Source organism: Stenotrophomonas sp. FW305-3-2-15-E-LB1 (genome assembly GCF_058787375.1).
Window position 1 is genome coordinate 80,988 of sequence record NZ_JBYSZR010000003.1, and the last position, 11,872, is coordinate 92,859.

At 67.7% G+C, this 11,872-nt stretch carries 11 protein-coding genes; 5 read left to right on the top strand and 6 right to left on the bottom strand.

Annotation, left to right across the window (positions count from 1 at the left end; genetic code table 11):
* Window positions 1-480: 480 nt before the first annotated feature.
* The 3 genes from AC3WL7_RS03610 to AC3WL7_RS03620 all read left to right on the top strand — a co-directional run bounded on the left by AC3WL7_RS03610 (window position 481) and on the right by AC3WL7_RS03620 (window position 3,378).
* On the top strand, window positions 481-1,707 hold the full coding sequence (locus AC3WL7_RS03610) for an RtcB family protein (RefSeq protein WP_079224263.1): 1,227 nt from the start codon (window positions 481-483) through the stop codon (window positions 1,705-1,707).
* 83 nt (window positions 1,708-1,790) lie between these two features.
* Window positions 1,791-2,807, top strand: coding sequence for an RNA 3'-terminal phosphate cyclase (gene rtcA, locus AC3WL7_RS03615; RefSeq protein ID WP_283221127.1), 1,017 nt, complete (start codon window positions 1,791-1,793; stop codon window positions 2,805-2,807).
* A 124-nt stretch (window positions 2,808-2,931) separates the two neighbouring features.
* Complete coding sequence (locus AC3WL7_RS03620) at window positions 2,932-3,378, top strand: universal stress protein (protein ID WP_079224261.1); 447 nt, start codon at window positions 2,932-2,934, stop codon at window positions 3,376-3,378.
* A gap of 102 nt (window positions 3,379-3,480) precedes the next feature.
* Here the strand turns inward: AC3WL7_RS03620 and AC3WL7_RS03625 are convergent, their stop codons facing one another.
* Both AC3WL7_RS03625 and AC3WL7_RS03630 read right to left on the bottom strand, forming a co-directional pair.
* Window positions 3,481-3,924, bottom strand: coding sequence for a helix-turn-helix domain-containing protein (locus tag AC3WL7_RS03625; RefSeq protein WP_079224260.1), 444 nt, complete (start codon window positions 3,922-3,924; stop codon window positions 3,481-3,483).
* Between the two features lie 108 nt (window positions 3,925-4,032).
* A complete protein-coding gene (locus tag AC3WL7_RS03630; protein WP_108747682.1) occupies window positions 4,033-4,317 on the bottom strand; it encodes a DUF2782 domain-containing protein in 285 nt (94 codons plus the stop codon).
* Between the two features lie 97 nt (window positions 4,318-4,414).
* Here AC3WL7_RS03630 and polA point away from each other — a divergent pair, with 97 nt between their 5' ends.
* Window positions 4,415-7,189 (top strand): DNA polymerase I, encoded by a 2,775-nt coding sequence (gene polA, locus AC3WL7_RS03635; RefSeq protein ID WP_492749368.1) that lies wholly within the window; start codon window positions 4,415-4,417, stop codon window positions 7,187-7,189.
* A gap of 314 nt (window positions 7,190-7,503) precedes the next feature.
* On the top strand, window positions 7,504-7,977 hold the full coding sequence (locus AC3WL7_RS03640; protein ID WP_492749369.1) for a DUF421 domain-containing protein: 474 nt from the start codon (window positions 7,504-7,506) through the stop codon (window positions 7,975-7,977).
* Window positions 7,978-8,131: 154 nt separating this feature from the next.
* Here the strand turns inward: AC3WL7_RS03640 and hemF are convergent, their stop codons facing one another.
* The 4 genes from hemF to AC3WL7_RS03660 form a co-directional block, all read right to left on the bottom strand.
* Window positions 8,132-9,028, bottom strand: a complete 897-nt coding sequence (gene hemF, locus AC3WL7_RS03645; RefSeq protein ID WP_283221124.1) for an oxygen-dependent coproporphyrinogen oxidase — start codon at window positions 9,026-9,028, stop codon at window positions 8,132-8,134.
* Between the two features lie 39 nt (window positions 9,029-9,067).
* On the bottom strand, window positions 9,068-10,084 hold the full coding sequence (locus tag AC3WL7_RS03650) for a hypothetical protein (protein ID WP_492749370.1): 1,017 nt from the start codon (window positions 10,082-10,084) through the stop codon (window positions 9,068-9,070).
* A gap of 774 nt (window positions 10,085-10,858) precedes the next feature.
* Window positions 10,859-11,422, bottom strand: coding sequence for a hypothetical protein (locus AC3WL7_RS03655; protein ID WP_492749371.1), 564 nt, complete (start codon window positions 11,420-11,422; stop codon window positions 10,859-10,861).
* A gap of 30 nt (window positions 11,423-11,452) precedes the next feature.
* Window positions 11,453-11,872 (bottom strand): NUDIX hydrolase, encoded by a 420-nt coding sequence (locus tag AC3WL7_RS03660; RefSeq protein WP_079224252.1) that lies wholly within the window; start codon window positions 11,870-11,872, stop codon window positions 11,453-11,455.

Consider the following 11,872-nt stretch of genomic DNA (forward strand, 5'->3'; position numbering starts at 1 on the left):
ACCGCCCGGCTGGCAATGGGGCCAGCCGGGCAGGATCAGGAATTCACGTTTCCCGCGGTGAATGCTGGTGGAACTACATGGGTTGTCCCTTCGGGGTCGGGTTCGAATCCCGCGTGTCCTGCCGGTTGTGGGGAGACGATGTTCCACCCCTCTTTGTCACCGCACCTGTTTCAACGCCGGCACTGCGAATGCCGGAGGAACTACAGCCTTTTAAGCTCCGGGTCGCGGGTTCGAGCCCCGCCCGCTGTGGCAACACAGCGGTAGCTCAGTGGTAGAGCAGGATGTTCCTCCACCCCTCGTCGTGCTGCCGGCACCTTCGCTTTCGTTGCGCGGGGAATGCAGGCCGAACTACATCGGTAGCCCTTCAGGGTCGGGTTCAAGTCCCGGCCGCCTGCCACGGCAACGTGGCAGGCGGAATGTTCGGCCATCTTTGTCACCGCACCTTCTTTGTTTTTGTATTGGATGAAAGGAAACATCACCATGACCACCTTGAACCATGACGTGATCCAGCAGCCGGGCGCTGCACCCATCAAGCTGTGGACGCGCGGCGTGCCGCTGGAAGACCAGGCACGCGAGCAGCTGCAGAACATCGCCAGGCTGCCGTTCATCCACAAGTGGATCGCGGTGATGCCCGACGTGCACCTGGGCAAGGGGGCAACCGTGGGCTCGGTGGTGCCGACCGTCGGCGCCATCATTCCGGCCGCAGTGGGCGTGGACATCGGCTGCGGCATGATGGCCGTGCGCACCACGCTGGATGCCAGCGACCTGCCGGACAACCTGTCAGCGGTGCGCAGCGCGATCGAGCGGGCCGTGCCGCATGGCCGCAGCGTGACCCGTGGCGGCCGTGACAAGGGCAGCTGGGACACGCCGCCGGAGCTGGCCATCGAAGGCTGGAAGCAGCTGGTCGATGACTTCGCGCTGATCTGTGAGCGCCACCCGCGCCTGAAGAACACCAACAACCTCAAGCACCTGGGCACCCTCGGCACCGGCAACCACTTCGTCGAAGTGTGCCTGGACCAGGACCAGCGCGTGTGGTTCATGCTGCACTCCGGTTCGCGTGGCGTGGGCAATGCCATCGGCACCTACTTCATCGAACTGGCCAAGCAGGAAATGCGTCGCTGGATGATCAACCTGCCCGACCAGGACCTGGCATACCTGCCCGAGGGCAGCCAGCACTACGGTGACTATGTGTTCGCGGTGGAATGGGCGCAGCGCTTCGCCCGCATGAACCGCGAGGTGATGATGCGCAACGTGGTGGCGGCCGTGCGTACGGTCATCAGCAAGCCGTTCGAGGCCCAGGCCGAGGCGGTCAACTGCCACCACAACTACGTCAACCGCGAAGTGCACTTCGGCAAGGAAGTGATGCTGACCCGCAAGGGCGCGGTGAGTGCGCGCAAGGGCGAGCTGGGCATCATCCCGGGCAGCATGGGCGCCAAGAGCTTCATCGTGCGCGGGCTGGGCAACGAGGACAGCTTCCACAGCTGCAGCCACGGTGCCGGGCGCGTGATGAGCCGCACCCAGGCGCGCAAGCTGATCACCGTGGATGAGCACGCCAAGGCCACCGCGCACGTGGAATGCCGCAAGGATGCGGAGGTGGTGGATGAATCGCCGGCGGCCTACAAGCCGATCGAGGCGGTGATGGAGGCCCAGCGCGATCTGGTCGAGATCGTGCACACGCTGCGCCAGGTGGTGTGCGTGAAGGGATGAAGCGGGCCGCGCGCGGCGTACACTGCGCCGCGCGCGGCAGGACGGCCTGCAGACGAAACCGCAGGCATGGAGGAACAGAACAGATGGACATGATCGAACTTGATGGCGGGCACGGCGGCGGACAGCTGCTGCGCTCGGCCCTGACCCTGAGCCTGTGCACCGGCATCGGCTTCACCCTGCAGAACATCCGCGCGATCCGCCGCAAACCCGGGCTGATGCGCCAGCACCTGACCGCGGTGAATGCCGCGGCGCGGGTCGGCAACGCCTGCACGCACGGTGCCACGCTGGGCGCGACCTCGCTGCGCTTCGAGCCGGGCGTGGTGAGCGCGGGCGACTACCACTTCGCCACCGGCAGTGCCGGCTCGGCCACCCTGGTGCTGCAGACCGTGTTGCCGGCGCTGTGGCGCGCGCAGGGGCCGTCGCGGCTGCGCCTGGAAGGCGGCACCCACAATCCGCTGGCGCCCAGCGCTGATTTCATCGCCGACAGCTACCTGCCGTCACTGGCACGGATGGGCGTGCAGGCCTCGCTGCAGCTGCTGCAGCACGGCTTCCACCCGGCCGGCGGCGGCGTGATCGAGCTGCAGGTGCAGCCGTGCGGGACGTTGCAGGTGCCGTGCATGGAGCAGCGCCCGGCACTGGATTCGATGCAGGCGCAGGTGGTGATGTCCGGCCTGTCCAGCAGCATCGGCCTGCGCGAACTGCAGGTGCTGGCCGATGAACTCGGCGTCGACCCGCACCCGCGCCACGTGCAGTCGGTGCGGCCGGCACTGGGCCCGGGCAACGTGGCGATGGTGCGCGTACGCCACGGCGACCACGTGGAAGTGTTCGATGGGCATGGCGAGCGCGGCGTGTCGGCCGAGCAGGTGGGCGCGCGCCTGGCTGGCCAGGTACGCACTTATCTCAGCGGTGGCGCGTGGGTCGGCGAGTACCTGTCCGACCAGCTGCTGTTGCCGATGGCCCTGGCCGGGGGCGGCAGCTTCACCACCCACGTCATCAGCGACCACCTGGCCAGCAACGCGCGCCTGATCGAGAAATTCCTGCCGGTGGAATTCGACTGGCAGCCGCATGCAGGGGGCTGGCGGGTCACCGTCGAGGCCTGAACACGCCGCCGGGCATGGCCCGGCGCTACCCATGGGCATGGATTGATCCTGCTCAAGGCGCGGCGTGCACATCCGGTGTGCAATGGTGATGTTCCCAACTGGCACCCCGCCAAGGAGGCCCACCATGTACACCCGCATCCTGATCGCCACCGACGGCTCCGAGCTGTCCGACAAGGGCCTGGCCAAGGGCCTGGAGCTGGCGAAGGATCTCAACGCCGAGGTCGATATCGTTACGGTCTCCGAACCGTGGGCGGTGGGCATGTACGACGCCATGGGCTGGAGCGTGGGCTACATGAACAGCCCCGAATACAAGGCCGACCGCGAGGAAGGTGCGCAGAAGGTGCTGCAGCCGGCGCTGGCCAAGGCCGCCGAGCAGGGCATCCGTGCCAATCCCATCCATGTGCTGGACCGCTACGCCGCCGACGGCATCATCGAGACGGCCGGCGAGCGCAACAGCGACCTGATCGTGATGACCTCGCACGGTCGCCGCGGGGTGACCCGCGTGCTGCTGGGCAGCCAGACGGCCGAAGTGCTGGCACGCAGCACCCTGCCGGTGCTGGTCATCCGCTGATCAACATCCACTGATCCGCGCGTTCCCGGGGAGGGGACCTGGTGCCGGTACGCAGGATGCGTGCCGGCACCCACTTCCTCCAGGCCGTCCCAGCGGGTCCGCTCAGGACAGCAGCGAGCCCCGTGCGCGCTGCCGGCAGGCCTGCCGCCAGTCGGCCGGCGACATGCCGAACTGCGCCAGGAACGCGCGCTGGAACTGGCGCTCGGACGCGAAGCCGACTTCATAGAGCAGCCAGGTCAGGCGGCAGCCCGGCTCCCGGGCCAGGTGGCGGTGCGCCAGCCAGGCCCTGCATTCACGGATGTAGCGCGCCACCCCGCCGTGGGCCTGGAACAGCCGGTAGACCGTGGAGCGGGACATCGCGAAGGCGTCGCAGATCATCTGCTCGCCCAGCTCGCAGTCGCCCAGGTGGGCATCGATGTAATCGACGATGCGCAGCAGGCGCGGGTCGGCCGTGCCGCCGCAGGTGACGCGCTGGCGAGCGCTGCTGCGGCGCAGGTCGGCGGCAAGTGATGCAACCACCGAAGGGGTGGCCTGTTGCAGGTTCATGGCAGCGTGATCCCGGCCCACCTCCGGGGCCTGTCATGGGATCAACCGGCAGATGCGTCGGGAACCTATCACCGGCCGGCTGCGCTGACGGAGCCGGCCGCGGATGCATCACCAGCTGTACAGCTTCCAGTACACCGGCGAGACGCCGTCCTTGTCGTTGTCCATGCGGCCATCGCCGTTCTTGTCGTACATGTAGAACGGTGCGCCGCGCGACGGGGTGACCTTGACCATGCGCAGCTGGCCGGACACGCGGTATTCCTCGATGACATCGCCGTTGCCCATGGTGCGGCTGGACACATCGGCGCCCTTCACGTCCACCGGGGGAGCGCCTGCACCGCCCATGCTGGCGCAGCCAGCAAGCAGCAGCAGGGAAGCCAGCATCAGGGTCTTCATCGGCAGGGCCTTCGCATCGATCGGACCTTGATTATGCCCCATCGACGCGTCGCGGCCGTGTCGCCGCGGTGCAGGCACGGGCGCGTAGAATCGTCGCATGAGCAGATTAGTCCTGATCGACGGGTCCAGTTACCTGTACCGCGCGTTCCACGCGCTGCCGCCCCTGTCCAATGCACAGGGCGAGCCCACCGGCGCGCTGTTCGGCGTGGTCAACATGCTGCGCTCGACGCTGAAGGAGCGCCCGGCCTACGTCGCCTTCGTGGTCGATGCCCCAGGCAAGACCTTCCGCGACGACCTGTACGACCAGTACAAGGCCAACCGCCCGCCCATGCCCGATGAACTGCGCAGCCAGGTCGAGCCGATGTGCCGCATCGTCGAAGCGCTGGGCATCAGCATCCTGCGCATCCCCGGCGTGGAAGCCGACGATGTGATCGGCACGCTGGCCCTGCAGGGCGTGGCGCAGGACCTGAAGGTGACCATTTCCACCGGTGACAAGGACTTTGCCCAGCTGGTGCGGCCGGGCATCGAACTGGTCAACACCATGACCGGCAGCCGCATGGATTCGGACGCGGCGGTGATGGACAAGTTCGGCGTGCGCGCCGACCAGATCATCGACCTGCTGGCGCTGATGGGCGACACCGTGGACAACGTGCCCGGCGTGGAGAAGTGCGGCCCGAAGACCGCCGCCAAGTGGCTGGCCGAGTACCAGCACCTGGACGGCGTCATCGCTGCCGCGCCGACCATGAAGGGCAAGATCGGCGAGAACCTGCGCGCCGCGCTGGAGCGCCTGCCGCTGAACCGCGAGCTGGTGACCATCCGCACCGACGTCGAGCTGGACGCTTCGCCGGCCACCCTGGCCCTGCGCGAGCAGGACGTTCCGGTGCTGACCGAGCTGTATGCCCGCTATGGCTTCACCCAGGCGCTGAAGGAGCTGGGCGGCCCGCTGCCGGCACCGGCCGCCGCCAGTGAAGCCACCCCGAGCCTGCGCGGCACCGCCGCCGGCTTTGCCCGGGGCAGCGCTGAAGCGCTGCCGGCCGCCGGGATCGACCCGGCGCTGTCCGCGCCCGGTGAGTACGAAACCGTACTGACGGCCGAACAGCTGCAGGCCTGGGTGGAGCGCGTGCAGCAGGCCACGCTGATCAGCTTCGACACCGAAACCGATGCGCTGGACGCCATGCGCGCGCGCCTGGTCGGCGTCAGCCTGGCAGTGGAACCGGGCAAGGCCGCCTATATCCCGGTTGGCCACGATTACCCGGGGGCCCCCGCCCAGCTGCCGCTGCAGCAGGTGCTGGACGCCCTGCGCCCGGTGCTGCAGGACCCGGCGAAGCAGAAGCTGGGCCAGCACGGCAAGTACGACCTGCACGTGCTGCGCCGCCACGGCGTGGACGTGCAGGGCTACCACGACGACACCATGCTCGAGAGCTTCGTGCTCAATTCCACGGCCACCCGCCACGACATGGATTCGCTGGCCCTGCGCTACCTGGGCTACAACACCATCAAGTTCGAGGACGTGGCCGGCAAGGGCGCCAAGCAGATCCCGTTCTCGCAGGTGGGCATCGACGAAGCCAGCCGCTATGCAGCCGAGGACGCCGACATCACCCTGCGCCTGCACCATGCGCTGCGGCCGCAGCTGCTGGCCGAACCGGCGCTGGACAGCGTGTACCGCGACATCGAGATGCCGCTGGTGCCGGTGCTGGCCAGCATCGAAGCCAACGGCGTGCGCATCGATACCGATGAGCTGCGCCGGCAGAGCCACGACCTGTCCTCGCGCATGCTGGCCGCGCAGCAGAAGGCCACCGAGCTGGCCGGGCGCAGCTTCAACCTGGATTCGCCCAAGCAGCTGCAGGCGGTGCTGTTCGACGAGCTGAAGCTGCCGGCGGTGGTGAAGACCCCGAAGGGCCAGCCCAGCACCAATGAAGAAGCGCTGGAGGCGATCGCCGACCAGCACGAGCTGCCGCGGGTGATCCTGGAATACCGCGGCCTGGCCAAGCTGCGCAGCACCTACACCGACAAGCTGCCGGAGATGGTCAACCCGGACACCGGCCGGGTGCACACCAGCTACCACCAGTCCGGCGCCGCCACCGGCCGCCTGTCCTCGTCGGACCCGAACCTGCAGAACATCCCGATCCGCACCGAGGATGGCCGCCGCATCCGCCGTGCCTTCGTCGCACCGGAAGGCTTCCAGCTGCTGGCGGCCGACTATTCGCAGATCGAGCTGCGGATCATGGCCCACCTGTCCGGGGACCCGGGCCTGGTACGTGCCTTCGAGCAGGGTGCCGACGTCCACCGTGCCACCGCCGCCGAGGTGTTCGGGCGCACGCTGGAAGAGGTGACGCCCAACGAGCGCCGCGCCGCCAAGGCCATCAACTTCGGCCTGATGTACGGCATGAGCGCCTTTGGCCTGGCCCGCAACCTGGGCATCGACCGTGGCCAGGCGCAGGATTATGTGGCGCTGTACTTCAGCCGCTATCCGGGCGTGCGTGACTTCATGGAGCGGATGCGCCAGCAGGCGCGTGACCAGGGGTATGTGGAAACCCTGTTCGGCCGCCGCCTGTACCTGAATGACATTCATGCCCGCAACCAGGGCCTGCGTGCCGGCGCCGAACGCGCGGCGATCAACGCGCCGATGCAGGGCACCGCCGCGGACATCATCAAGCGGGCGATGGTGTCGGTGGACCAGTGGCTGCGCGACAGTGGCGCCCCGGCGCGGATGATCCTGCAGGTGCACGATGAACTGGTATTCGAAAGCGAGGCCGGTTTCACCGAGGAACTGCGTAAAAACGTGATCGAGCGCATGTCGCAAGCGGCACAATTGCGGGTGCCGCTGGTCGTCGATACCGGTGTTGGGGTTAACTGGGACGAGGCGCACTGATTCGCATTCAGGCTAAAAACGCCATGAATGGTTCATTTGTACGATTTATCTGACTCGAAGATGAATGTTTTGGGTAGAGGCCTACAATAAATTGGGCCCCTTCACGAACCGTTAGTGTTCGAGGTGTTTCTATAACTCTCGACAGGCGCAACGCCTGTCGTGGATCTCTCCCATCCCCTGGAGCAGATCTCGGAACGGGGGCTCCTCCCCAAGCGCCCGTTCCCCGGCCCCGTTGACCTCCCCCTGGTCAGCGGGGCTTTTTATTTGTGCGCTGCTGCGCCACGCTGGGCCATCGCTCCGCAGGGGAAGCCGCAATGCCCGATCTGTTCGCACTGGCGATGCCGTGGTGGGAATTCGTCCTGCGCGCGGTGGTGGTCTATGCCGTCGTGCTGGGCATGGTCCGGCTCAGCGGCAAGCGCGCGCTGGGGCAGATCACCCCGTTCGATGTGCTGCTGATCGTGCTGCTGGGCAATGCCGTGCAGAACGCGCTGCTGGGCACCGACACGTCGCTGGGCGGCGGCCTGCTGCTGGCGGCCACGCTGATCCTGCTGAACTATGGCGTGGGCTGGCTGACCACGCGCAACCGGCGCATGGAACGGCTGATCGAAGGCGAGCCGGTGGTGATCGCGCGCGACGGGCGCCTGCTGGAGGCCGTGCTGAGGCGCGAGCTGGTCAGCACGGCCGATTTCGAAGCCGCACTGCGCCAGCAGGGCTGCGTGCGCGTGGAGGATGTCGAGCTGGCGCTGCTGGAAACCACCGGCCACATCACCATCATTCCGAAGAAGTAGCCTTCGTAATGTCGCACGCGCTCGACGGTGCGTCCCGCTCCTGTAGAGTCGAGCTTGCTCGACTGCCGTTGGCGCAGTGCGAAAAGCAGTCGAGCAAGCTCGACTCTACGGGCATTGCGCCACACGCATTGATAGCGTCGAACGCGGCGTGGCCTCACACCCAGTCGCGCGGCACCAGGTAATCGGCCAGGCGCGCTTCGGCGCTGCCGGCTTCCGGAGTGAAGCCATATTCCCAGCGTACCCGCGGCGGCAGGCTCATCAGGATGCTCTCGCTGCGGCCGCCACTCTGCAGGCCGAACAGCGTGCCGCGGTCGTAGACCAGGTTGAACTCCACGTAGCGGCCACGACGGTACAGCTGGAATTCGCGCTCGCGCTCGCCGTGCGCGGTGTCCTTGCGCTGCTGCACGATCGGCAGGTAGGCATCGAGGAAGCCGTCGCCGACCGCGCGCAGGTAGGCGAAGTCACGTTCGAAATCGCCGTGCAGGTCATCGAAGAACAGGCCGCCCACGCCACGCGTTTCGTTGCGATGGCGCAGGAAGAAGTACTCGTCGCACCAGCGCTTGTGCGCGGCGTAGCGCTCCTCGCCATACGGCGCGCACAGGTCGTGGGCCACCTGGTGCCAGTGCTGCACGTCCTCATCGAAGGGATAGAACGGGGTCAGGTCGAAGCCACCACCGAACCAGCTGGCCACCACTTCACCATCGCGCTGGGCCTGGAAAAAGCGCACGTTGGCGTGGGTGGTCGGCACGTAGGGGTTGAGCGGGTGGAACACCAGCGAAACGCCGGTGGCGCGCCAGGAGGCGCCCGCCAGTTCTGGCCGGTTGGCCGAGGCCGACGGCGGCAGGCGGCTGCCGGACACATCGGAAAAGCCGATGCCGGCCTGTTCGAACACCGCACCGTCGCGCAGCACGCGGGTACGCCCGCCGCCGCCCTCGGCCCGCTGCCACAGGTCTTCCTGGAAGCGGGCTTGGCCGTCGGCGGCCTCGATGGCCGCACAGATGCGGTCCTGCAGGTCGGTGAGGTAGGCGCGTACGCGCTCGAAGTCGTTCATGGCGCGTACTTTACCGCAGCGCCCGGGCAGGCAAGCCCCTTACTGCTTGTGGTTGGGGGTGCGCGGCGCCGGTCTGGTCCGATCCTCGTCCGCCGACTGCTCCTGGACAGCACGCTCCAGGGCCTGGCCCAGTTCCAGCAACCCCCAGTTGCGGGTCGCCAGCACGTCGCACGCCACGTGGCGGCCACCCGCATCTGCGTCGCAAAGGCTTTGAAGCATGGGGCGGACGTCCACCCTGCTGCTGTTTTCCATGACGCTGGCCAGATTTTCACAACCCTCGCGGATGCCGGCCTGGCAGACCTTCTGGTAGTGCTCGCTCGCCTCGACCCACTTCCCGCCCAGCGCGGCGCGACTGCCCAGCACGTGGCAGCCCTGCATTCTCCCGGCCGCGCAGCAGGCCTCGGCTTCGCCGTCGATCGACGCACGCGGGCAATCCTGCGGGAACGGTACTTCATTGAACACCAGCGGCGCACTGCACTGCGCATCGCCCGGCTGCCGCTGGAATCGCTCGAAGCGAAGCCATTGATCCAGCCCCAGCAGATCGCCGTTGGGCAATGGCTGCAGCACGTAGTCACCCCCACGCTCGTGGCGCATGCGGATCTGGCCGTCCTCCACGCGCGCGCGCACCCGCGAGCCGTAACCGACCTCCACCATTCCGCCGTCGCCGAACGTCAGTTCGTCCAGCAGCCCGCCGGAGGCCGCATAGTGGCCGCATGGCACGGCGCTGGCGGCCTGCGGCACCAGCTTCCCATCCAGCGGCAGCAGTGCAGCCGCCTGACGGCAGGACGTCTCGTCGCCGCCCTCGCAGGCCACCTGCAGCGCCGCCCGGCCATCCTGCAGATTGCCGGCGGTCCACTGCAGCGTGGCGACCTCCTTGCAGAAGTCAGTTTCACCGACCTGCGTGCACAGCCCCTGCAGGCGCTGCAGCCGCGCATCCGACAGCGTGGGACTGGCGGCAGGCGAGAACACTTCAACCATGCTGGCCGCCATCGAGGCCGTGCGAATGGCAGTGGCGACGGCCTCGACGAGCTCCGGCCGCTCTTCCAGAATGGCCATGCAGGCCTCGGCATCGGCCGCAGGATCATCGTCGCGACACTGCCGGGGAAATCCATCTCGGCCATGGCCTTTTCCATGCTGGCCTGTATCACCGCGATCTGCGCTTCGGTCGGCGTATCGCTGCCGGGGGCCTGGTCGGCCTCGCGATAGCGCTCAGGCAGGCGCTGGCACAGCCACGGAACCCCTTCGGCGCAGGCCGATTCCAGCGCCGGTAGGCTCAGCTCACGATGGTGCCTGTCAAGGCAGTGCTGCGCGTCTGCCAGGCAGCTGCCTGGCGCGTGTTCAACCGGGGGCAGGCACGCTGCGCGCTGGGTCAGACGGTAGCGCGTGCCGTTCTTCAGCAGGACGCGACCGCCACGCTGGACGTCCAGTTCTGATGCAAAGCCAAAGGTGAGATTGACGAGATTGAGCCTGCCCTCGAAGCGCTGGACGACGAAGGGGCGGTCGGACATGTAACTGCCTTTCTCAACCCCGCGGTCGGGGCCGTCCACGCGAAGTTGGCTGTCGCCCCCCTCGGCCTCGAATACGCCACAGCGCGGCAGGCCGGATGCAGCGGCCTGTTGGGCGCAGAGCAGCAGGGACAGCAACGCGATGCAGCGCGGAAGCAGGGTGAGCGGGGCGAATGCAGACATTTCGAGGCCAGGGCAGAAAGACGCCGGCCACGATAGCCAGCCCCCACCGATCCGCAATCAAACCCGCTGGAACGCCTGTCCTGCGGTCAAGGTGTCTGCGCCGGGCAGGTCGTTCGCGTCAAAAACGCCAGCAGCCAGCGCTTCAGCGGAAGCGTGCCCGCATGTCCGGCCGCAGCAGGCGCCAGGCCAGCCAGCCCTGCAGGCCGGCAAACAGCACGGAACTTCCCAGCAGGGTCACGGTGAACATCAGGCGCTGCATGTCCAGTTCGCGGGCCATCGACGGATCGTCGGCGATCAGCGCGAACACCTGGCGCAGGACGCGGTCGAACCACCAGGTGATGACGAAGTTGGCAAGCGCGCTCAACAGCAGCGCCCAGACATAGGCCCACAGTCCCCAGCGCCGCTCGTGCCACAGCCCCCAGCTGGCCAGCGTGGACGCCAGGCAGACCAGGGCGGCCAGCAGCGATGCGGATACCGGGTGGACCAGCATCCACCACAGGGTGCGGTCCAGGCCGTGTTCCCAGGCCAGGCTGGCCAGGTGCTGCCACAGCGGCAGTGCGGCCAGGGGTATCGCCACCAGTGCCTGCAGCAGGCAGTAAACGGTCAGTACCAGGCACAGCCAGAACGAACCCTGCGCCAACGGTTTCAGCCAGTGGGTGCGGGCAGTGGTCGGCGCGGTGGGGATGGGGGGAATGGGCACTGACATCCGTTGTCCTTGCAGGCAGGGCCCGCGTATTCAGTGGGGCGTCGCCAGGGCGGCGACCGCCGGCAGGATATGGTGTTCGCTCAGGGGTGCCAAGCGCAGGCCGTGCGGCGGCCGCAGCGGAACCCAGGCCAGTTCGGCGATTTCCGCGCGTGCGGCTGGCGTGCCCAGCACCTGCACCCACCAGGCCTGGGCCTGTACGCGGTGGCCGGGCTCGTTCACCGCCCAGTCCTCGAACGTGCCCAATGCGATGGCGGTCCCGGCGCGCAGCTGCACGCCGAGTTCTTCGTCCAGCTCGCGGGCCAGGGCCTGCAGCGGCGCTTCACCCGCTTCAGGCTTTCCGCCGGGCTGGATGAAACGGTCGGCGCCGTGCTTGCGCACCACCAGCGCGCGACCGCGGTCATCCACGATGACCGCGGCCACGATGTGGATCGTGGCCGCGTCGCGGCTCAT